Annotated in this window: 17 protein-coding genes; 8 read left to right on the forward strand and 9 right to left on the reverse strand. The window is 67.3% G+C overall.

Going from position 1 to position 21610, the window contains the following annotated elements; genetic code table 11:
- Window positions 1-68: 68 nt before the first annotated feature.
- Together F8566_RS45360 and wrbA are read right to left on the reverse strand one after the other, a co-directional pair.
- Window positions 69-1304 carry an MFS transporter gene (locus F8566_RS45360; RefSeq protein WP_151569869.1) on the reverse strand — a complete coding sequence of 412 codons (1236 nt, stop codon included), beginning with the start codon at window positions 1302-1304 and terminating at the stop codon, window positions 69-71.
- Window positions 1305-1318: 14 nt separating this feature from the next.
- On the reverse strand, window positions 1319-1930 hold the full coding sequence (gene wrbA / locus F8566_RS45365) for an NAD(P)H:quinone oxidoreductase (RefSeq protein WP_151569871.1): 612 nt from the start codon (window positions 1928-1930) through the stop codon (window positions 1319-1321).
- A gap of 106 nt (window positions 1931-2036) precedes the next feature.
- Here wrbA and F8566_RS45370 point away from each other — a divergent pair, with 106 nt between their 5' ends.
- The gene (locus F8566_RS45370; protein ID WP_151569873.1) at window positions 2037-3050 is read left to right on the forward strand and encodes a LysR family transcriptional regulator; all 1014 of its coding nucleotides are present in this window, start codon (window positions 2037-2039) and stop codon (window positions 3048-3050) included.
- Window positions 3051-3170: 120 nt separating this feature from the next.
- Here the strand turns inward: F8566_RS45370 and F8566_RS45375 are convergent, their stop codons facing one another.
- From F8566_RS45375 to F8566_RS45385, 3 genes are read right to left on the reverse strand one after another with little or no spacing between them, the layout of a single operon-like run.
- The gene (locus F8566_RS45375; protein ID WP_151569875.1) at window positions 3171-4676 is read right to left on the reverse strand and encodes a tripartite tricarboxylate transporter permease; all 1506 of its coding nucleotides are present in this window, start codon (window positions 4674-4676) and stop codon (window positions 3171-3173) included.
- Between the two features lie 14 nt (window positions 4677-4690).
- A complete protein-coding gene (locus tag F8566_RS45380) occupies window positions 4691-5284 on the reverse strand; it encodes a tripartite tricarboxylate transporter TctB family protein (protein WP_151569877.1) in 594 nt (197 codons plus the stop codon).
- Entirely contained in the window at window positions 5284-6297 is a 1014-nt protein-coding gene (locus F8566_RS45385; protein ID WP_151569879.1) for a Bug family tripartite tricarboxylate transporter substrate binding protein, read from the reverse strand. The genes F8566_RS45380 and F8566_RS45385 overlap by 1 nt, the downstream gene beginning before the upstream one ends.
- A gap of 201 nt (window positions 6298-6498) precedes the next feature.
- Here F8566_RS45385 and F8566_RS45390 point away from each other — a divergent pair, with 201 nt between their 5' ends.
- Both F8566_RS45390 and F8566_RS45395 read left to right on the forward strand, forming a co-directional pair.
- The gene (locus tag F8566_RS45390) at window positions 6499-7335 is read left to right on the forward strand and encodes an IclR family transcriptional regulator (RefSeq protein ID WP_151569881.1); all 837 of its coding nucleotides are present in this window, start codon (window positions 6499-6501) and stop codon (window positions 7333-7335) included.
- A gap of 18 nt (window positions 7336-7353) precedes the next feature.
- Complete coding sequence (locus F8566_RS45395; RefSeq protein ID WP_151569883.1) at window positions 7354-8487, forward strand: L-talarate/galactarate dehydratase; 1134 nt, start codon at window positions 7354-7356, stop codon at window positions 8485-8487.
- Window positions 8488-8798: 311 nt separating this feature from the next.
- Here F8566_RS45395 and F8566_RS45400 read toward each other — a convergent pair whose 3' ends face one another.
- Together F8566_RS45400 and F8566_RS45410 are read right to left on the reverse strand one after the other, a co-directional pair.
- Window positions 8799-9029, reverse strand: coding sequence for a hypothetical protein (locus tag F8566_RS45400; protein ID WP_192810221.1), 231 nt, complete (start codon window positions 9027-9029; stop codon window positions 8799-8801).
- Between the two features lie 291 nt (window positions 9030-9320).
- Entirely contained in the window at window positions 9321-10106 is a 786-nt protein-coding gene (locus F8566_RS45410; RefSeq protein WP_151569885.1) for an expansin EXLX1 family cellulose-binding protein, read from the reverse strand.
- Window positions 10107-10784: 678 nt separating this feature from the next.
- On the opposite strand from F8566_RS45410, the gene F8566_RS45415 reads away from it, so the two are divergent.
- Window positions 10785-11609, forward strand: coding sequence for an SAM-dependent methyltransferase (locus F8566_RS45415; RefSeq protein WP_151569887.1), 825 nt, complete (start codon window positions 10785-10787; stop codon window positions 11607-11609).
- A gap of 1052 nt (window positions 11610-12661) precedes the next feature.
- Window positions 12662-13705 carry a glycoside hydrolase family 6 protein gene (locus F8566_RS45420; RefSeq protein WP_225994115.1) on the forward strand — a complete coding sequence of 348 codons (1044 nt, stop codon included), beginning with the start codon at window positions 12662-12664 and terminating at the stop codon, window positions 13703-13705.
- Between the two features lie 555 nt (window positions 13706-14260).
- Here the strand turns inward: F8566_RS45420 and F8566_RS45425 are convergent.
- Entirely contained in the window at window positions 14261-16414 is a 2154-nt protein-coding gene (locus F8566_RS45425) for an MMPL family transporter (protein ID WP_151569891.1), read from the reverse strand.
- Between the two features lie 1019 nt (window positions 16415-17433).
- Here F8566_RS45425 and F8566_RS45430 point away from each other — a divergent pair.
- The 3 genes from F8566_RS45430 to F8566_RS45440 all read left to right on the forward strand — a co-directional run bounded on the left by F8566_RS45430 (window position 17434) and on the right by F8566_RS45440 (window position 20945).
- Window positions 17434-18744, forward strand: coding sequence for a wax ester/triacylglycerol synthase domain-containing protein (locus F8566_RS45430; protein ID WP_151569893.1), 1311 nt, complete (start codon window positions 17434-17436; stop codon window positions 18742-18744).
- Window positions 18737-19885: a non-hydrolyzing UDP-N-acetylglucosamine 2-epimerase gene (gene wecB / locus F8566_RS45435; protein WP_225994116.1), complete on the forward strand. Its 1149-nt coding sequence runs from the start codon at window positions 18737-18739 to the stop codon at window positions 19883-19885. The genes F8566_RS45430 and wecB overlap by 8 nt, the downstream gene beginning before the upstream one ends.
- 574 nt (window positions 19886-20459) lie before the next feature.
- The gene (locus F8566_RS45440) at window positions 20460-20945 is read left to right on the forward strand and encodes a hypothetical protein (protein ID WP_151569895.1); all 486 of its coding nucleotides are present in this window, start codon (window positions 20460-20462) and stop codon (window positions 20943-20945) included.
- A gap of 305 nt (window positions 20946-21250) precedes the next feature.
- On the opposite strand, the gene F8566_RS50620 is transcribed toward F8566_RS45440, so the two are convergent.
- On the reverse strand, window positions 21251-21610 hold a 360-nt coding region (locus F8566_RS50620; protein WP_192810222.1), incomplete at its 5' end, for a hypothetical protein.

A 21610-nucleotide genomic window follows, 5' to 3' on the forward strand; every position in this document is an offset into this window, starting at 1 on the left:
AGATCTTGGTGACGGACTGCGAAACGTCACCACGGTCGCCCTCGAGCCGAGCGGCGGGCAGCCTGGCGTCAGTCGCGCGCGGTGTGCACGGGCACGACGGGCGGGCCGACGGGAGTACCGGATCGGTCCGGGGCGTGGCGGGCGTGGACCGCGGCGACGGCGACGACGAGCAGCCCGGCCGATGCGATGACTGCGCCGACCGCGGGTGGCCCGTCGTAGCCGAGACCGGGCAGCGACATGCCGCCCAGGTGGGCGCCGACCGCCGCACCGAGGTTGACGGCCGAGCCGCCGGCCGCGGTGGCGAGCAGCGGTGCCTCGACGGCCTGGTCGACGAGCCTGGTCAGGAACGGCGCGACGACCGCGAAGGCGGCGGCGCCGGCCAGAGGCAGTGCCATTGCCGTAAGCAGCGGGTGGGACGCGCCAAGGGCGAGAGTGGCGAGCCCGATCGCAAGCACCGCGAGCGCGATCCCGAGCGCACGCATCTGGGCGCGTCCGCCGGCCCACCCGCCGAGCGTGTTCCCGGCAAGGAGACCGAGCCCGAACAGGGCGAGCAGCGGCGCGACGGCGGTCCTGGGGAACTCGCTGACCGAGGTGAGCAGAGGCGTGACATAGGTCAGCATGGCGAACAGGCCGCCGAACGCGGCCATGCCGATCGCCAGCGTGAACCAGACCTGCGCCCGGCCGAAGGCGGCGAGCTCGTTCCGCAGGGTGGGCGGGGTCGCCGGAGGCGGGCTGACCGGCAGCGTGGCCCGGATCAGAACGAGGGCTCCCATGGCGAGCCCGACGACGGCCCAGAACGTGGCCCGCCAGCCGAGCTGCTGGCCCAGCAGCGTGCCCAGAGGGGCGCCGACCACGTTGGCCACCGTCCCGCCGGCGAACACGACCGCGATCGCCCGGGACCGATGCCGTGGGTCCACCAACTCCGCGGCGACCACCGCCGCGATCGGCAGGAACGCCCCCTGCCCCAAAGCGCTGAACACCCGGCCCGCCAGCAGCACCGGGTAGTTCGGCGCGAGCGCCCCGATCACGTTGCCCAGGACGAACACCGCTGCTGCGGCCAGGAGCAGCGAACGCCGCGGCAGGCGGGTACCGGTCGCCACGAAGACCGGGCCGCCGACGACGATCGCCAGCGCGTACGCGGAGATCAGCGTGCCCGCCGCCGCGAGGGAGACGCCGAGGTCGGCCGCCACCTCGGGCAGCAGCCCGGTGATCACGAACTCGGCCGTGCCCATGACGAAGGCACTCACCGCAAGGCAGAACACGGCGGGCGAGAACACGGCGCTGTGCCGGCGCTCGGTTCGCATGGCGCGACCTTCGCCTAAGCGGCGCGCAGCGGCGCCAGCGCGGCGGCGACACGGGCGAGCCGGCCACCCTGGAAATGCGCGGCGCGCAACTGGTCCTTGGTCGGCTCGCCGTCGCCGGAGACATTGCTGAGCCCGTAGGGATTGCCACCGGCGGCATGGATGATGTCGTAGTCCACGTAGCCGGTGGGGAGAATGACCGAACCCCAGTGATAGGCCACGTTATAGAGCGAGAGCAGCGTCGACTCCTGCCCGCCGTGCCGCTCGCCGGTGCTGGTGAACGCCGTGAACGGCTTGCCCGCCAGATGGCCGGCCTCCCAGATTCCGCCCGTGGTGTCCAGGTAGCTCTTCAGCTGGGCGGCGACGTTGCCGAACCGGGTCGGGGTGCCGACGGCGTACCCGTCGGCCCACACGAGATCGTCCAGTGTGGCCAGCGGCAGCTGGGCGGTGGCGTCCAGGTGCGCTCTCCAGTCGGCGTTGCGATCGACGGCGTGCGCCGGCGCGGTCTCCGCGACGCGCAGGAGCCGGACGTCGGCGCCCGCCTCAGCGGCGCCCTCGGCGATGGACTGGGCGGTGGCGTGCACGTTACCGGTCGCGGAATAGTAGACGACGGCGATCCTGGAAACCATGATTCGCGCTCCCTCAGAAACGAACTGATCCGACGCGGCCATCGTCACCGCCCGCGACGATATCGATCAAGAACGCATTTCTTCAGGCTCCATGTAGGGTCGCTACATGGTCGACGGAATCGAGCTGCGGGAGATCCGCGCGTTTCTTGCCGTAGCCGAGGAATTACATTTCGGGCGGGCCGCTGAAAAGGTCGGGCTCACCCCCTCACGGGTCAGCCAGACCATTCGCGCGCTGGAGTCGCGGCTGGGCGGGCTGCTGTTCGAACGCACCAGCCGGCGGGTCACCCTCACCCCGCTGGGCACCCAACTGCGCGAAGCGCTCGACCCTGCTCACGAGGCGCTCATGGCCGCCCTGCGAACGGCGCAGGACACCACCCGTGGCGTTGCGGGGACGTTCCATGTGGGCATGTTCGAGCCGAAGGCCTACGCCGGCCCCCACCTGACCGCCATCATCCGCACGTTCGAGGCCCGCCATCCTGCCTGCCGCGTCGTGGTGCGGGAGCTCCCCATCGAGTCCCAGTTGGAGTGGCTTCGGTCGGGGCAGGGCGACGCACTGGTCCTGCGGCTGCCGAACTCCGCACCCGACCTGACCATCGGCCCCGTGATGACCGACGAGGCCCGGATACTCGCCGTGGCCGCCGACCACCCCTTCGCGCGCCGCACCGACGTGACGGCGGAGGACCTCGCCGACGTCACGGTGACGGACATGCCGCAGTTCCCCCGGGAGCTGATGGACGCGTTCATTCCCCCGCGCACGCCCGCCGGCCGCCTCATTCCGCGGCGCGACGTGCACGCGTTAAGCGAACTGCTTCCACTCGTCGCACTCGGACATGTCGTGCACGTCACCGTCACATCCTTCGCCGAGCATTACCGCTACCCGGGGCTGACTTTCGTCCCTATCGCAGGAATCCCCCGATCGCAGACGGCGCTGGCGTGGATCACCCGCAAAGCCAACGCCCGCATCGACGCATTCGCCCAGGCCGTACGAGACGTGCTCAACGAAGCCGCCCCCGGAATCGCCCAGAATGATCCCGACTGGGATCGCCATCTTGGCGCTCTTCCTCATCAGCCCGAGGAACACGCCGACCCAGATCAACGCGAAGCGCAGGAGCAGCAGTAGTCCGAATGCCGCCGGCGTTTCGGCGGTGCGGCCAGGCGGGCATGCGTGCTGCCCGGCAGCTCACACCACCATCCCATCGGCTCCGTGCCTACCGGCTCCGTGCCCGCCCCAGAACCCGGATCAGGGGAGTGCGGCTTCCTTGGTCGTCCGCCGTCTGTGCAGTGCGCGCAGGGGCGGAAGGGCGGCGACGATCAGGATGACGGCCAGCAGGCTCGCGGCGATCGGCTGGGTCAGGAAGCCCGTGAGATCGCCGTCGAAGGTGCGCATGGAACGCCGGAACGAGGCCTCCAGAATGCCTCCGAGCACGAACGCCAGGACCAGGGGACCGGGCTCGAAACCGACCTTCTTCATGAGGTAGCCCACCGCGCCGAGCCCGATGACGAGGAACATGTCGAAGACGTTGGTGCGCACGGTGTAGACGCCGATCATCGTGACCAGGATCGTCAGCGACGCCAGGATCGCGGGCCGGACCCGTAGCACGCGGACGAAGATGCCGATCAGCGGCAGGCTCATCGCCAGCAGCAGCAGATTGCCGATGTACATGGAGTTGACCACGCCCCAGAACAGGTCGGGCTTCTCCTTCACCAGCAGCGGCCCCGGGGTGATGCCCTGCAGCATCAGCGCGCCGAACATGACGGCCATCGTCGCGTTGGCGGGGATCCCCAGGGAGAGCAGGGGGATGAACGAGGACGTGGCGGCGGCGTTGTTGGCGGTCTCGGGGCCCGCGACCCCCTGGATCGCGCCCTTTCCGAATTCCTCCGGTTTCTTGGTGGCCTTCTTCTCCACGGCGTAGGCCACCATCGAGGACATCGTGGCGCCGCCGCCGGGCAGGATGCCCAGCACGAAACCGATCACTGAACCGCGGGAGATCGCGCCTCTGGACTCGCGCAGATCCGTGCGGGAGGGGTACACCGAGCCGACGGCCTTGGGCCGCCCGCTCCGGCGGCGCAGGGATTCCAGGTTGTGCAGGATCTCGGCCACCCCGAACAGCCCCATGGCGACGATCACGAAGTCGATCCCGTCGAGCAGCTCGTCGCTGCCGAAGGCCAGCCGGGCGGTGCCCTGCAGCGGGTCCTGGCCGACGGTCGCCAGGAGCAGGCCCACCGTGGCCATCAGCAGGCTTTTGGGCACCGACCCGGTGCCCAGCGTCGAGACCATCAGGATGCCGAGCAGGGCCAGCATGGTGTATTCGGCGGGCCCGAAGTCCAGCGCCACCTCGGCGACCAGCGGTGCGACCAGGGTCAGCGCGATGATCGCGACGGTGCCGCCGAGGAAGGAGCCGATCGCCGCGATGCCCAGCGCCGCCCCGCCCCGGCCACGCTTGGCCATCTCGTGGCCGTCGAGCGCGGTCACCACGCTGGAGGCCTCGCCGGGCAGGCGCAGCAGCACCGAGGTGATCGTGCCGCCGTACTGGGCGCCGTAGAAGATCCCGGCCAGCATGATGATCGCCGCGGTCGGCTCGATGTTGTAAGTGATCGGCAGCAGCACGGCGATGGTGGCCGCGGGCCCGAGACCGGGGAGAACGCCCACGAGCATGCCGAGGGTGACCCCCAGCAGGCAGTAGAGCAGGTTCGCGGGCGTGAAGGCGACCCCGAACCCGTCGATCACCGGGGAGAGAAAGTCCATGGTCGGGATTTCCTTTAAAAGTGCGCGAGATGGGGCAGCGACACCCCGAGCGCCGTGATGAACAGCAGGTACACGGCCACCGTGGCGGTGAGCGAGAGCGCGACGGTGACCCGCCACGACTCGCGTCCCAGCACCTTGAGCCACAGCACCAGCAGCGCCACTGTGGGGATCTCGAATCCCACGCGTTCGAACAGCAGGGCGTACCCGGCGAGGGAGAGGACGGCGACGACCACGATGAGCGCGTCGCCGGTGATCTTCTCTTCGGTACCGGTCGGCTGTGACCGGAGCACCTGCACCGCGGCGAACACCACCATGGCCACGCTCACCACGAGCGGCCACATCCCGGGCCCTGGGTCGGCGAGGCCGCCGACTCCCAGCTGCCAGGACAGCACCGCCGCGATCGCGCCGATCACGAGCGGCACCAGCGCCGCGACCACGTTCTGCCGACGCGCGTAGGAGGCGCTCGGCCGAACGGGCCCGTCCTCGTCCCCGTCCGCGACGTCGTCACGCGCAAGTCCCTCGTCCTGCGGCGCGGATTCGCCGGGTGCGCTGGATCCGCCGGGTGCGCCGGGTTCACGGGGTGCGCCGGGTGCGCCGGGTGCGCCCATCACTGCGCCGCGAGGTCGATGCCGAGCGTCTTGGTCATGGCCGCGAAGTCGTCACGGCTCTTGGTGAGCTGCCGGGCGACCTCGGTGCCGTCCACTTCCCAGCGGCCGATGTAGCTCTGCTTGAGCACTTGCCCGTACTCGCCGGAGGCCACCGCCTTGTCGATCGCGCCGGCCAGCTTGTCGCGGACGTCATCGGGCAGCCCGGCGGGCGCCGCGACGAACCGGCGCTGGTCGACGACGATGGCGTGCCCGGACTCGGTGGCGGTCGGCACGTTCGGCAGGGCCTCGACCCGCTTGGTCGCGAACACCACGAGCGGCCGCAGCTTGCCGGCCTCGATGTGCTTGACGACCTCGGCGACATGCATCGCGCCGACATCGACCTTGCCGCCGAGGACCGCGGTCACCAGCGGGCCGCCGCCGTCGAACGGGATCGCGGTCGAGGGCACCTTCGCCTTGCCGAACAGCAGTGCCTGGGAGAGCTGGCTGCCGGTACCGGCGCCGGTGGTGCCGTACCGGACGCGCTTGCTCCCGAGCAGGTCCTTGAGGCTCTTGACCTTCGAGCTCGCGGGCACGGTGAGCACGTAGTCCTCCACGCTCAGGCCCTTGACGAAGGTCATGTCCTCCAGCTTGATGGCGTCGGGATCCTTGACGACCAGGGGACCCACCGCGAACAGGGACTGCGGCATCACCGCGACCCGGTGGCCGTCGGGCTTGCTGGAGAAGACGTCCTTGCCCGCGATCTTGCCGTTGGCACCCGGCTTGTTGACCACGACGGCCTGGCCGCCGAGCGGCTTCTCGATGCTCTTGACCAGGGCTCGCGTGATCAGGTCCGTGCTGCCGCCGGGCTCGGTGGGGACGGTGAACTCCACGGCGCGGCTCGGGTACTTCCCTCCGCCGTCGTCGGAACCGCCGCCCTGCACCGAACAGGCGGACGCAGCGGCCAGGACCAGCGCCGTGCCCGCCGTCAGGAACGCGCCGGCATGGCCATGAGCTTTCCTCGGCAGAACCCTCATCAGTCCTCCAAATCCTTGTTCACCAGCGGGGGTAGGGGGTGGTCGGCTGACGTCCACGTGACTGTTCCGCCGCGGTTGCGACAGGCGACTGTCTCCATATGTGGACGGGCTGCTGAGTATGAGGATCGTTGCTCAGACCTGGTATCATTGTCAATGGACTGAACGGTTAATGAATGCACGAAGAGATGCGAACGGGGTGCGATGACTCGACCCTCTGAGCCCGCAGGCGCCTTGCGTCACACCGCCGAGGCGGCGAAGACGGGCGTACGGGGAGTGAAGTCCGCGGCGCGGGCCGTGGAGCTGCTCGAAGTCCTCGCATCCCGGCAGAACCGGCCGGCCCGCCTCCGGGAGCTCAGCGAGGCCCTCGAAGCGCCCAGGAGCAGTGTCCACGCGCTGCTCCGCACGCTCGCCGAGCGCGGCTGGGTCCGCACCGATCCGACCGGCACCCTCTACAGCGTCGGCATCAGGGCCCTGCTGGCCGGCACCACCTACCTCGACACCGACCCCTACCTTCGGATCGCCCAGCCACATATCAACGATCTCGGGGCGGAACTGAACGAGACGATCCACTTCGGCCGTCTGGACCGGACCGACATCGTCTATCTCGCCACCAGGGAGTCCTCCCGGTACATCCGTCCGTTCAGCCGGGTCGGCCGCCGGCTCCCGGCCTACAGCACCGCGCTGGGCAAGTCTCTGCTGGCCGAACGTCTCGACTCCGGTGTGGACGCCCACGTGCCGCGTCGGCTCACCCCGCTGACCCCCAACACGCTCACCGACTTCGACGCGCTGGTCCGCGACCTGGAACGGACCCGCGAGCGCGGTCACGCCATCGATGACGAGGAGAACTACGCGGGCATCAGGTGCTTCGGCCTGGCGCTGCGCTACACGCACCTGCCGATGGACGCGATCAGTTGCTCGGTGCCCGTCGCGGGCCTCGACGAGACCCGGCAGCAGGAGATCATCGAGGCGATGGAGCGCACCAGGCTGGCCATCGAGCGGATGGCGCCGGTCGACCCCTCCGCCGCCGTCGGCGGCTGACGCCCGACAAGGAGCTCTGTGACCACCACCGACACCATCACCTGGATCCGCCTCTCCTCCGTCCGCCTGCCGCTGGCCACGGCGATCAGTGACGCCAAGGTGCTGACCGGCCGGCAGAAGCCGATGACCGAGGTGGCCCTGCTCTTCGCCGAGATCGCGACGGCCGGCGGACACGAGGGCATCGGCTTCGGATACTCCAAGCGGGCCGGCGGCGCCGGCCAGTACGCGCACGCCAGGGAGATCGCACCCGAACTCCTCGGCGAGGACCCCAACGACATCTCCCGCATCTGGGACAAGCTCGTCTGGGCCGGGGCCTCCGTCGGCCGGAGTGGACTGGCGACCCAGGCGATCGCGGCCATCGACATCGCCCTGTGGGACCTCAAGGCCAAACGAGCCGGCCTGCCGCTGGCAAAACTGCTGGGCGCCCACCGCGATTCCGTACGGTGCTACAACACCTCCGGCGGGTTCCTGCACACTCCCATCGACGAGGTCATCACCAACGCGACGGCCTCGCTGGAACGCGGCATCGGCGGCATCAAGCTCAAGGTCGGCCACCCCGACTCGCGGGTGGACCTCTCCCGGGTCAAGGCCGTCCGCGAAAAGGTCGGCGAGCATGTCCCGCTGATGGTCGACGCGAACCAGCAATGGGACCGGGCCACCGCACAACGCCTCGGCCGGGAACTCGAACAGTTCCACCTAGTGTGGATCGAGGAACCGCTCGACGCCTACGACCACGCGGGCCATGCGGCCCTGGCCGCCTCCCTCGACACCCCGATCGCCACCGGCGAGATGCTCACCAGCGTCGCTGAACACGCCGAACTCATCCGTGCGGGCGCCGCCGACATCCTCCAGCCGGACGCGCCCAGGATCGGCGGCATCACCCCGTTCCTACGCCTGGCCGCGCTCGCCGACCACCACCGCCTTCAGCTCGCCCCCCATTTCGCGATGGAGATCCACCTGCATCTGGCGGCCTGCTACCCGCAGGAACCCTGGGTCGAGCACTTCGAGTGGCTGGAGCCGCTGTTCAACGAACGCCTCGAAATAAGCGACGGCCGCATGATCGTGCCCAGCCGCCCTGGTCTCGGCGTCACCCTGAGCGATCAGGCGGCCGCCTGGACCGTCGACCGCTGCGAATTCGGCGCCAGTACCTGAGCCGTCGACCCGGATCGTGGCCCAGTACCGCCCGCCGGGGCTGGAGCGGCACGCCGGTTTCGCGTCAGCGTGATCGCGGCCACCGCGGTGAGGACGGCCCCCACGATGAACACGCTCCGGTAGCCGTCGGTCGATGACCGTCGTCATCGAGCACTCCGACGATCGCCGAGCCGGACGTCACGAGCCCGACCACGGCCATCGCCACCCGCAGGACGCAGAGCCGGCGTGAGTGGGGGTTGGGGGATTCCGATGGCGGGCGTGAGTTGAGCGGACGTCCGGGCAGCGAGCACGTGCGGGACGCCGGTGTCGGACTACGACCGGCGGTCGGTGCCGCCGTGGGCCAGGCCCGTCTGGTGGGCGATGACGACGAGTTGCGCCCGGCCGCGACCAGGGCCACCATCCGCATTCGCGCGGGGTGAGCACGCCGAGCCGTTCGCGATGGTGCGGCGGGGCGTCGTCCCCGGTGTGGCCAGGAAACGGGCGACCAAGGAGCGGGTCGCGGCGGGGGACAGAAGAGTGTCGCCGTCGGCGATCGTACGCACGGCGTCCAGCAGTCGCCTGTCGCTCCGTTATCCATCCGCTCCTCGATGGTCGTTGCCCCATTAGTTCTCCGCGTCGTGTCCTTGGCGGGCGGGAGGGGCAGTTGGATGGAGACGAGGAAGCCGCCCTCCGGGTGCCTCGCCGAGAGCTTTCCCGGCAGTGCTCTCCGTTCAGCAGTGGTCGGGCGACACCGCGCCCGGCGGAAGCAAGGGTGGTGGTGACAGTGCCCCTCCGCTTCCACCAACCGGCAGATCCTCGGCCGCCCGGTCCCTTGGCAGGGACCGGGCTCGGGTTCAGTGCCGGGCGAACTGGGCCTTGGTCCGCTGGACGAGGTTGGCCTTGAGCTTGATGCCGCGGACGGTGAGTCGTTGGCCGTAGATGTCGGTGATGCGGATCGGCCCGCCGCATCCGGCGCCCTTGGCCGAGAGGAAGTAGTTGTAGTCGGTGCGGGGCAGCTTTCTCCACCGACCGGCGACGCGGACGTGGAGGAGGGCGACCGGGTTGCGGTGGTCGATCACCTGGATGCCGCACCACCATCGGGTGGATCCGGTCTTGTAGCGGACGGCGATCTTGGCTGAGGTCTTCGGGCTGAGGAGCGACCAGGTGATGGGGATGCGGCCGAGCTTGGGAGCGGCGAGTTTGGCGAAGGCCTGCGGGCTGAGGTCGAGCTGGCCCGGCGCGCAGGGGAGGGGGCATTCGTTGGTGATGCGGACGGTGATGGAGCGGCCGTTGGCTGCGCGGACGCGGATGTAGGCTCCGCAGGCCTTGGCCGTCTCGTAGTCGGTGTGGTTCATTGCCGCGATCATGACGGACTTGCTCGGGCCGAACAGGCAAGCGCCGTTGCCGTCTCCGGCGTCGTAGAAGGTGGCGACTCCGCGATGGGCGACGCCAGGTTTGATCCGTCCCGCCAGCGGTGCCCTGTCGGCCGCGGCCCGAGCACCCGCCGCGGACTGGGGCGCTGCGGCAGTGGTCCGGGTCTCCGGGACCGTCATGACCAGGCAGGCCAGAACGGCCACGACAACCGAGGCCGCCAGTGCGGCCAGCCTCAACGTGAATCTGTGTTGCCTTGTGATCTTCATTTCCACCCTGGATCGTGTGAATCGGCGCTGTCCCCCTACTGTCTCTGCGGGCACGTGAAAGGTTGCTGCCGCGACCGGGTCTTGCGGCTGACCCGCCTCAAGCTCACCGCGGTTTGCCACACCGGCTGTCTCGGCATCGGCCACGTCGACGAGTTCGTGCGGTTCCCGCCGACCGACACGCCCTGCGGCTGGAGACCGCCGACTCCGACACGAGCACGAGTGAAGGGCGGCCGCGGGGTCGCGGCCGCCCGGCACGGTCCGCCAATCGTAGGGCCCAGCGCCGGGGTGGAAGTTCCGCACGATCACGGCGGTGCCGGCGCCGTTGACCTCAAGGCACAGCCCGTTCTGGACGTTGCTGATCGTGCCGTTGGCGAGCTTGCGCCGCTGGCGTCCAGGCACCGGCCGGAGGACTCGCTCCGCAGCCGGAACGTGGGCGGAGGCGGCGGTGTGGTCTCGCTGGTGATTGCGCGGGTTGTGAGAGCGGCGCGAGGAAGTCGAACGCGGCCCAGGCGACCGGATACCCCACCCGGCAGCCCGAGTACGTGGTGATGATGTGCGTCAGGCTGCCTGGTGCCCGCTCGAGGTTACGGCCCTGCGATTCTGAAGGGTTGGAAAGAGTGCGTCATATACGATTGAGCCATTGGTGCCTTTGGCTTTGGTCGCTCAAAGGGGATTTGTATGGCCGAGGAAGAGCGGGCGCCGGCTGGTGTCGACATCACCACGCCCAGTGTGGCCCGGGTCTACGACTTCTTCCTTGGAGGCAAGGACAACTTCGCGGTCGACCGGCAGGTTGCGGAGATGGTGCTGACGGTGGCTCCGGATGCTCCGGAGGCCGGCAAGGCCAACCGGGAGTTCCTCAGGCGGGCGGTGCGCTACCTGGTAGAGGAGGCCGGTATCCGGCAGTTCATCGACATCGGCTCCGGCCTGCCCACCGCGGGGAACGTCCACGAGATCGCCCAGGCTTCCGCTCCCGGGGCCAAGGTCGTCTACGTCGACAACGACCCGATCGTGTTGGTGCACGGGCGGGCACTGCTGGCCGCCGACGATTCCACCACCGTCATCCAGGCGGATCTGCGCAATCCGGAGGAGATCCTCGCCCACCCGGTGGTCGAGGAGTTCATCGACTTCGAGCAACCCGTCGGGCTGCTGCTGTTCGCGATCCTGCACCACCTTGGCGACGACGAAGAGCCCGGCAACATCGCGGCCCGACTCGTCCAGGCACTCCCGGCAGGAAGCCACGTGGTCATCTCGCACTTCCACAATCCTGGTGCCGAACGGCCGGAGGTCGCCGCGCAGGCCACCGCTGCCGAGAAGATCTTCAACGAGACGCTGGGCACCGGCCGCTGGCGGACCCGCTCCGAGATCCTTGCTTTCCTCGGCGACCTGGAACTGGTCGAGCCGGGCCTGGTACCACTACCGGAATGGCGCCCCGGGCCCGACGACCACGCCGAGCCGGGCATCACCTACTACACCTTCGTGGGTGCGGTCGGGCGAAAGAACTGATCTCCCGCAGGGCAGCGAGCCGCCGATTCACCTGGACTCGTCTCGCCGGACACGGTGACGGCGGCACCGAGGAATGCGTAGATCTCCTGGTTGACGCCTTGAGGGATGCAGGCGCGCAGGACGTGGCCGCCCAGATGATGGAGTTCAGCTCCAGGTAGTTGCCGGCCGACCTCGTCGGGCGCAGCCGAGTAGGTGCGGCAGGTCCTCGTGGGCCGATGGCGCGCGGGGTAGCGACGTCTTCAAGCCCAGTAGCTGACGAGGGACCGCTCGCGTACCGCCGGTTGGCGTTCAGGTGGTGGTGCAGCGGAGCAAACACGACGCCGGCAGGTGCGTCAAGCTCTTCGTCCGGTGTCTGTGCTCCCGCTGGCAGGGCCCGGACCGTCCTTCCTGGTCAACGTCGCATTCACCGGAAGCGAATGGATGAAAGTTTCATGGCTGGGGACTTCTGTGGGTTTTCACACTGAGGATCCATAGGGCTTCCTCCTGTTGGTGGTGATCGGCAGGGCTCCTGACACGAGTCGACGAGCAGCCATTCCCGCGCTTGGAGCGCGGCGACCGTCGCGCCGCGTCCACCGCGCCCTGGCAGCCGGAGTCCTTGAAGGGAGGCATGCCTTCCACCAGCACGCGGCGGCGCTAGAGCGAATACGCCGCTTCGCCGAAGGCGAAACTGCGCGGACGTGACCGCAACACGCGACTCACCGGGCGATCAGGCGGACCTGCCGGCGGACCGCCGCACTGATCGCTTTGGGCCAGCCCTCGCTTCGGCTTGGGTGCAGGTCCGCCGGTGGTCAGGCAGTCCGCGCCCCGGAGTAACACCGCACAACAGCGGCTCGCAATGGCGGCACCGCGCAACCAGGACGCGTCCGCCGATTGGCGGGAATGGAAGCGTGAAAGGGCTCTTGACCCGGATTGAAGTGCGTGGATACCGTCGCGGAGACCGCCTGGAGAAAGTGCATTTAACACACCCGCTTCCGTATGCAATGCCGGGGCCGGGCACCCGAAGGGACAAAAGGACGCCGGCCATCGCGCCCTGGCAAGGATCAGCCCCGGCCATGACACCGGACGACGAAGGAACTCCCGTGCTGCCCGCTCTCCGCAGATGGATCATCACCGCCGCCGCCGTGCTCCCCGCTTCGACGGCCGCGCTGTCCGGTGCCTACTTCACCGGACAGCAACCGCAAGCCGCCACCAAGGTCGGCGCCGTCTCCCACGCCGCACCCGCGGCCAGGGCGATCGATGCGGCCAACCTGTATGTCGACCCGACGTCCAATCCCGCTCGCTGGGTCGCCGCCAACCCCGGTGACTCGCGGGCCGCACGTATCAAGACGGCCATCGCCGACCAGCCGATCGCCAAATGGTTCGGCAACTGGGACAGCGACGTCACCGCAGCGGTGTCCAACTACGTCGGCAGGGCGCAGCAGACCGGCGCCATACCGATGCTGGTGGCCTACAACGTCCCCGGCCGTGACTGCGGCAGCCACTCTGGCGGCGGCGCGGGCAGCCCGGCGGCCTACCGCACCTGGATCGGGCAGTTCGCCACGGCCATCGGCAGCCGCCAGGCGATCGTCGTGGTGGAACCCGACGCGGTCGCCCAACTCGACTGCCTACCGAACGACACTGAGCGGCAGACTCGACTCGACCTGCTGAAATACGGTGTTCAGCAACTCAAGGCGAAGGCCCCGAATGCCTGGGTCTACCTGGACGCCGCCAACGCCAAATGGATTCCCGCGGCCACCATGGCCCAGCGCCTGCGGGCCGCCGGGATCGCGGACGCACGCGGCTTCTCGGTCAACGTGTCGAACTACTACACCACCGAGGAGTCGGTCGTCTACGCCAAGGCCGTCAACGCCGGGCTCTCCAGCGGCAAGACCTTCGTCGTCGACACCAGCCGCAACGGCAACGGCTCCAACGGCGAATGGTGCAACCCGGCCGGACGCAAGCTCGGCACTCCACCACGCGAGGGAACCGACGCCGAGCTGGAACTGTGGGTGAAGGTCCCCGGTGACTCCGACGGCGACTGCGGGATCGGTGCCGGGATCCCCGCCGGCCAGTTCAGCCCCGACCTGGCCATCCGCCTCATCAACGGCACCCGATAGGGCGTGGGGTGCGGCGGCCACCTCAACCGCCGCCAGAGCCTCGGGACCGAGTTTCCGCGCCCCACAGTTGATGGCCGCCCAGGGGTCTGGAAGCCCACGGTGGCAACTGGCTAGGGGCGACGCCGTGTCGTCGCCAGCGGGCAGGCAAGGGCAAAGAAGGACGACAGGCGAAGGAGCGGACTGCAGTTGCAGCCGGTTCGCCAGCATGAGACTGCTGCGCGGCCAGGTCCCCGAGTCCTCGGTACAAGCCGACCCGCCGAAGCGCTCGACCAGCTCGACCGCGAAGGTCGACGCCGCCACTTGCAGAGCGCAGGGCCGCCAGCGCAACCTCGCCACCGGTTCCGGATTGTCGGTGCCAGCGGGCAGTTGCTGGTCGAGCTGACCAGCACACCTGACCTGGTGAGGGTCGCCTTGGCGTACTGGATGCCGGTGATCAGGCTGGTGGGTCGTCCCAGCGGATCACGATGGTGTGGCGGATGGGCGGCCAGGCCTGCCGGTGACTGCTTCGGTGCCGGCCGGTCTGGATCCGCGCTTTCGGGTATGTCGTGGTGGCCATCATGGTGAGCGCCAGGGTGACCACCAATTCGCGGTGCCGACCAGACGTATGACCGCTGGAACAAGCAGTGCCCGCACCAGGGTGGCGTCGATCAGGACTGCTGCCAGCACGCCTAGGCCGACCATTTTCACCAGCACGATGGACGAACTGGCCATGGCGGCCATCACCAGCGCGAAGACCAGCGCGGCGCTTGTGAACAGCCGGCCGGTGTGTTGCAGTCCAGCGACCACGGCGGCGGGGGTGTCGCGGCGCCGGCGGTGCTCTTCGGTGATACGCGCCAGCAGGAACATCTCGTAGTCCATGGACACTCCGAACGCGACCCCGAACACCACGATCGGAATCACGAGATCCAAGGTGCCGGTGACGGTGAAGTCACCGAGCAGCCATCGCAGCTGACCGTCCTGGAACACCGTGACGAGTATGCCGAACACAGATGCCAGGCTGAGGGTGTTGAGAATCAGCGCCTTCACGCCCAGCACCGGGCTGCCGGTCATCACCATGACCACTCCGATGGTGGCCAGCGCTGTGATCGTCAACATCCAGCACAGCCGCCCGGCCACGAGGTGGCGGGTGTCGGCGAGCTCCGCGCCGGGTCCGCCGACCATGAACGGTCCGGGTGCGGGCACCGCGCGGATGCGCTGGACGACCTCGGCGGCGGCGGCGTCGTAGGCGTCGACCGTGGTCGTAGCCGCCACCCAGGTTCCGGCCGGACAGGCATAACGGGCCGATCGTGCGTCCGGTGGACTGACACGGCGTCCGTCGGCGAAGGTCCCGTTGACTGCCTCGACCTGCGCTATCCCTTGCACGGCCGACAACCGCTGCGGGTAGTCACCGACTCGAGTCTGATGCGGCAGTATCACGGTGAGGGGCATCACCTGTGAGGTGAAGCTTTCGCGGAGCACCTGTCCGGCCTGTGCCGCTTGGGCCTGGGCGGGCAAGATGCGCTCGTCGGCGAGCCCGAACCGAACGTGCAGCAGCGGCGCGGCCAGCATCAGCAGCAGCAGTCCGGTGGCCGCAGTCACCGTGACAGGGCGCCGCATCACTCCCAGGGCGATGCGCGCCCAAACCGGTGAGCCTTCCGCGGCAACGCTGTGTCGTGACCGCCGCCCCGCACTCCAAGGACCGGGGATGGCCAGGCGGTCGATGCGCACGCCCAGCACTGCCAGGGCCGCCGGCAGCACCACCAGCGCGGCGAGGGCCGCCAGCACGGTGACCGCGATCCCCCCCAAGGCGATCGAGCGCACAATTGGCGAGGGAATGACCAACAGCGCCGTCAAGGCGGCCAGCACACTTACCGCCGACAGCGCCATCGCGCGGCCCGTGGTGGCCATTGCGTGCTGCACCGCGGCCGGGACGGAGCGCCCGTGGGCCAGTTCTTCGCGGAACCGGGTCACGATGAACAGGCTGAAGTCCACCGCCAGCGCGAAACCGATCAGCGAGGCGATGTTGAGGGCGTACACCGACACCTGGGTCACCTCGGTCAGCAGCCGCAGTAGCGCCATGGCGCCGACCAGACAGAACACACCCATGGTCAGCGGCACCAGAGCCGCCACCAGACTGCCGAACACCACCAGCAGCACCGCCAGCGTGAGCGGCGCCGCCACCAGCTCAGCCACCAACAAGTCGTGCTCGCTGCGCCGCTGTGTCTCCACGCGTACCTGGGCGTCACCGCCAACCTTCACCGACAGTGGCCCCTGCTTCCCCCCGAGCCGGGGGACCAGTCTCTGAGCGATGTTCAGCCGCTCCTGCAGATCACCCCGCAACCAGACCATTCCCAGCGCCGTGCGCCCATCCACCGACCGCAGCGCACTGTCCTGGTTGTTCCAGTACGACACTGCCGAGCGCACCCCAGGGTCAGCGGCCAACCGTGCGATCATCTGCTGGCCCGCTGCTGCCACCTTCGGCTCGTCGACGCTGCCTGTGGTCTCGGTAGCGACTTCGGCCACCACCAGTAGATCCGGTTTTCCCGCATTGGCGTGGTCGTGCAACCACCGGTCGGCCGCACGTGATTCGGTTTGCTGCGGCAGGTTGTCGCCCATCACCAGCCGGTCATGAACCCCGTTTGCCAGCAACGCTGCCGCCCCCAGCAGCACCAATGATGCTGACAACAACCACCAGCGCCAACGCACCACGATGCGATCAGACCCGTCCATGACACCCTTTCACTCACGAAACATTGAGGCATACGAGGGACTTCACCCCAATTGGGCGGATCTGGGCATCAGCCCACGCCATCCTCAACCTCGAATATCAAGCCAAATGAAGGTAGAAAATAGACACAAGCGCGAAAATCGGCCCATTGTTATATTTGTTTATGTAAACGACTTTCTGATCATCTTAACCTTGCCTTGAGGGACTCCTAATAATAAGCTTGCATTCGTTGTCATCGCATTACGGCTGCGATGGCAACCTGGTGCGGTCACAATGCGTTCAGGAGGGATCCATGCAACTTCGGACCAGCCGTGGTCTGGTCACGGCCACGTGCGCAGGCCTGGCGTTCGCCGGGATAACGGCGACAACCGGTCTGGCGCGGGCGGATAATTGCCAGGATGACCGGGCGTGTGGGGCGTATCACTTCACCGGGATCGACGGAGATGCGAGGAGGCTCTCCAATCCGCGGATCGGCGTGTGCTATCAACTCGGCATCACAACCACCGGCTCCAACCAGACAAACGCTGTGGCACGGGTCTCCGCCGCCCCTAACTGCCGTCTCATCAGTCACGATGTCGAGCCCGGGGACACCCCTATCACCCCGGTCCAGGGCAGCGTGATGTTCCTTCGTTAGTCGCATTCACGCCCCGGAGTACCAGCGATCCGCATTGCTGCCCGGATAGCGCCCAGGAATATGGCGAGATCTGCAAGTCCGTCAACGACGGGACATCAACGGGGAACATCATTGCGGCGCTCATGAAGGCCCTGGTGGCAGTGATGGGGCCAGCCCCCCTGTCCGCCTGGCCAGGGGGCTGGCTCCGACTCGATCGCGGCGGACGAACCACAGTCAGGGCCTTCACGCACAATGCCTCCCAGCCCGTGAATTCCTCACTGGGCGAGGTTCGCGCAGCACCGTGACCGATGCCGCCGTTTCACGCCAGGCGAAGAATACTGTTCACACGAGGGCCCAGACGATCACCGCGCTCGATTATTGACATGACCTGATGTCGAATGTCTCTTCGTGGAGTTGCCGCTGATGCCCGTTGCAGGCGAAGAACGATCGCAGAACCCGATACCACGTCGACTCACTGCAATGGAGCGCGGCTTTCTTCGGTACCAGGCCAGGAATCCTTCGGCTTCGATGCTCATCGGCGGGATGGCAATGGTCTCCGGAGAGGTCCCATCGATCCAGGAGTTCAGGCTTCTGGTCCGGCAGATCGTCACACAGCGGTTTCCTGAGCTTGCTTGCCGTTTGTCCGATGGGCCTCTGCGACGCGCGGAATGGGTCAGCGACAGTCATCTCGACATGACTTCCCTTGTGCACGAAAGGAAATTGCCCGATCAATCGGGCGAAGCAGCACTGCAAGCTGCAGTAAACGAAATGATCTCCACGAGTCTGCCGCCAGAGCGACCGCTTTGGCGCGTCTGGCTCGTTCATGGTCACGCGTCACAGGAGTTCGCTCTCGTCTATATGGGGCATCATGCGCTTCATGACGGCGTCGCGGTGGCCAACGCTGTTCTGAGTGCTCTCGCAGGCCCTGGTAAGGCAATATCCGGGGCTCCTGCACGGCGCCTTCCTGGCAACAGGCAGACACCTCTGCGAACCGCCCTTGGAATAAGCAAGTTCGCCCGAGAATTTCTGCCTTTGGCCCGGCCAGGCGGGTCATCTGGGTTGAGCGGAAAAGTGGAAGTAGTGTGGTCTTCCACCTCATTGGACCGCATCCGTTCGATCGCCCGGGTGCACGATACCACCATAAACGCCGTATACCTTGCCGCCCTCACGGCCGTGCTGCGCGATTGGCCCGAATCGCCCTGGCATGATCTTGCGCCGGATGGGAATGGCGCGCCGCTCTGGGCAATTATTCCCTTTAGCACCAGAACCGCCGCAGAACAAGGAAAACTCGGTCAGCGGGCGCTTGGATTTCGGATGCCTCTGCCCTGCGAGCAGTCCGATCCGCGTGAGCAAGTCAGGATCATCACGGAGCGAATACATCGTCTCATGACCAAGGGCCGTCTCGACATAGCCCACAGTATGAGCAGTAGCATGCCGAACTGGATGGGGCAATTGTTCTTCGATCTCCAATTCAGCACCCGACACGCTCATCTTATCGCTACCAATGTACCCGGTCCCAAAACCGCCATCGAGTGTCTGGGGCGAACGGTGACTGGTGTGGTTCCCATTACTTTTCTGCCTAACGGCCATAGGCTCGGAGCGGCATTCCTGACCTATGGTGGCCAGGCATGTATCAGCTTCGCCGTGGACGCCAGAAGTTCTGACAAAAGTGGACTTGTGCAACTTTGGTCAAAAGCGCTGGATGACCTGAGTGTTTAATCTGCTGCAGAGCCAGGCCGGCCACACCATCCGGGCCATGATTGTGCTGGGTACCCGGCCTGACGCGATCAAACTCGCGCCCGTCATCCGTGCGATGAGCGATTCGCCAATGTTTGATCCGATCATCATCAACAGCGGCCAGCACCGCGAAATGCTCCAGCCCTTGCTCCGCACGCTGGGGCTCAAGCCGCACACAGACCTCATGGTGATGCGTAACCGGCAAGGCCTGTCCGAGTTGACCGGCGCGCTGCTGAACGCTCTCAACACTGCCGTCATCGCCGAGGGCCCTGACCTGGTGGTCGTCCATGGCGACACCACAACGGCGCTGTGCGGAGCCTTGGCAGCCGCCTACGAGCGCATCCCCGTCGCACATGTTGAGGCTGGCCTGCGCACGGGCAGCCTCGCAAGCCCATTCCCTGAAGAGCTGAACCGCCAGATAATCGGTCGCATCGCCCGTTGGCACTTCGCTCCCACCGCCCGCGCCGCCGCACATCTGTACGCCGAAGGCATCCCCGAACGCCAAGTGATCACCACGGGCAACACCGTGATCGACAACCTCCACTGGATGCGCGACCGAAAGAAGGGAAAACCAGCCTTCCGCACTGATCGTCTCCGCATCCTTGTGACCCTCCACCGGCGAGAAACCCAGGGTGTCGGCATGCGCGACCTGGCAAGCGTCCTCCGCCACCTCGCCGACCGCGGTGACAGCGAGGTACTACTGCCACTCCACAAAAGCCCAGCGGTCCGTGAGTCCCTCGTCCCGACCTTGAAAGACCACGTCGGCATTACCGTTTGTGAACCCCTCGACTACCCCGACTTCATCGCTACCCTTGCCAACTGCGATCTGGTGATGACGGACTCAAGCGGTGTCCAAGAGGAGGCCCCGAGTCTGGGCAAACCCGTCCTCATCCTGCGAGCACTCACCGAACGCCCGGAGGCGGTAGAAGCGGGGGTCGCGCGCCTCGTGGGCGTCGAACCGCCTCGCGTCCTGGCCGCTGCGTCCCAACTGCTGGACGACCCTGCCGAACGCACCCGAATGGCCCAGGCTGTCAATCTATTCGGCGACGGCAATGCCGCGCACCGCATCGTCTCCACGCTCATTCAGGACTGGGACTCAGAATCGATGGGACTTGCGCCATAGTCGGGAGATCGAACCGACGCGTCTGGCCAGCGGAGCCCGGTGTTCGAGGAAGAGCGGGACTACGGTCCCAGTTAGCCGGTGAACGTTATCCGAGCGTGGGAAACAGTGGGCCGATTGTGGCTCAGGCTGACCCAGCTCTCGTGCCACACCTGACAAGGCAGCCACCCGCTTTCGTCGCCAATACTCCTCCCTCCTTGGCGAAGTGGCCTTGCCGCACGGCCCGGTCCAGGGCCCAGATCCGATCCGGGATCCAACCGCACCAGCCCCTGGCGGTTCCCCGGCAACCGGCCCGGCCAGCACATCCACTCCACCTACCTGATGAATCACCTGGCAGCACCGGCATCCACCTCCTTGGCAGCCGCCTGGCCGCCCTCAGAGCCCTCGTCATGGAAATGCCACCCGCAGTCGCCGCCCAAGCCATCGGCTACACCGCCGAATGCGCCGAAGACCACGCCACCGCAGCCGGCATCACCTGGGCGAACTACGCCTCCCGCCGACGACTCACACCGCCCAGGGCGGCGTCCCGCACGTCGAAACCTTCGGATCCGCAACCCACAGGACGATAGGAACGCCAGTGATCAAACTCGAAACAGAGATCCCGGACAAGGCCTCGCCCTGGCGAAAGACCTGGCAGCTGCCTGCGGACATCTCAGCGGAGTCGCTGCCAGACATCGACCTTCACTACACCTACTTCGCCTCACCCATCTCGATGAAGATCGACAAACGTGACGTCATCGGTCCCAACACCTACGCCGCGCTCGTCGACTTCATGCTCGTCTTCGCGCACGCGACACGTCGACTCAATGCGGATCAAGATGCTGGGATCAGCTTCACCGAGAACGCCTACCGAATCGCGCTGAAGAAGCTGGGCGACGATGTCACCGTCGAAGCACCTCACCGTGACATCACGATGGCCGTCCCGAAGCGCGCGCTCCTTGAGGAGTTTCAACGGTTTGTCCTTGCCGCCCACTCTCTGGTCCTCCGTGAAGTCCCGGACCTTGCACGTCACCAGCTAATCGCCGCTATGACGGATGGACTCGCTCCCGACCAGGCCCCGTAACAAACGGGTGCGGTCCTCGGAAGACTGCATCAACTCGCGACAGCTCGATTCGCGATGGCGCCAGTATGATCGTCTGCGGGCCCGCTCACCAGGCAGATGCTTTGCGTTCTGGAAGCGTTACGACGTGACGCTTAGACGTGACGGTCGCTGGTCCGGCGGTGATCGCTTTCGCTGAGACCCGGTCGGGTGGCCGTCATTGTGGCGCCAGACCGGGCGGCGGCGTTGTCCTCCCTCCGCCTCCGAGCCGCGGCTGACCTGCACAGACGGGTTGGGAACAGGCACCTAGAGCACCCCGTATGGGCGATTCAGTCGGCGTAGGGGTTGACGAAGAGATGGATGTGCTTGCGGCGGTCGCCGAAGGCGTTCACGGCGGTCATCAGGGCTCGCCAGCCGTCTGGCGTCGCGGGGTATCGGTCGTCGATGAACGAGAATTCGACTTCGCCCCTGCTGTTCACAGACGCGTCGAAGTACGCGCCGATGCCGTGCTCGTCGCGGACGTCCCAGTGGTATCCGGGGGTTTCCCGCACCTCGTACGAGATATCGTCGTCGATCCGGTGGTGCAGCTCGGTGTAGAAGTGGTCTCGGGAGGTGCTGATGAACGAGGGCTTCGGCAGTTCACCGCCGGGGATCGGCGGTAGGGCACCGGCGTCGCGGAGGGCCGCGGT

The organism is Actinomadura rudentiformis, assembly GCF_008923185.1.
Classification (GTDB): Bacteria; Actinomycetota; Actinomycetes; order Streptosporangiales; family Streptosporangiaceae; genus Spirillospora; species Spirillospora rudentiformis.

Coding starts and splice junctions, on each gene's coding strand:
- F8566_RS45370 (WP_151569873.1), top strand. CDS start 2,037: ATGGTCGACGGAATCGAGCTGCGGGAGATCCGCGCGTTTCTTGCCGTA.
- F8566_RS45420 (WP_225994115.1), top strand. CDS start 12,662: ATGACACCGGACGACGAAGGAACTCCCGTGCTGCCCGCTCTCCGCAGA.
- F8566_RS45380 (WP_151569877.1), bottom strand. CDS start 5,284: ATGGGCGCACCCGGCGCACCCGGCGCACCCCGTGAACCCGGCGCACCC.
- wrbA (WP_151569871.1), bottom strand. CDS start 1,930: ATGGTTTCCAGGATCGCCGTCGTCTACTATTCCGCGACCGGTAACGTG.
- F8566_RS45410 (WP_151569885.1), bottom strand. CDS start 10,106: ATGAAGATCACAAGGCAACACAGATTCACGTTGAGGCTGGCCGCACTG.
- F8566_RS45375 (WP_151569875.1), bottom strand. CDS start 4,676: ATGGACTTTCTCTCCCCGGTGATCGACGGGTTCGGGGTCGCCTTCACG.
- F8566_RS45360 (WP_151569869.1), bottom strand. CDS start 1,304: ATGCGAACCGAGCGCCGGCACAGCGCCGTGTTCTCGCCCGCCGTGTTC.
- F8566_RS45425 (WP_151569891.1), bottom strand. CDS start 16,414: ATGGACGGGTCTGATCGCATCGTGGTGCGTTGGCGCTGGTGGTTGTTG.
- F8566_RS45415 (WP_151569887.1), top strand. CDS start 10,785: ATGGCCGAGGAAGAGCGGGCGCCGGCTGGTGTCGACATCACCACGCCC.
- F8566_RS45390 (WP_151569881.1), top strand. CDS start 6,499: ATGACTCGACCCTCTGAGCCCGCAGGCGCCTTGCGTCACACCGCCGAG.
- F8566_RS45385 (WP_151569879.1), bottom strand. CDS start 6,297: ATGAGGGTTCTGCCGAGGAAAGCTCATGGCCATGCCGGCGCGTTCCTG.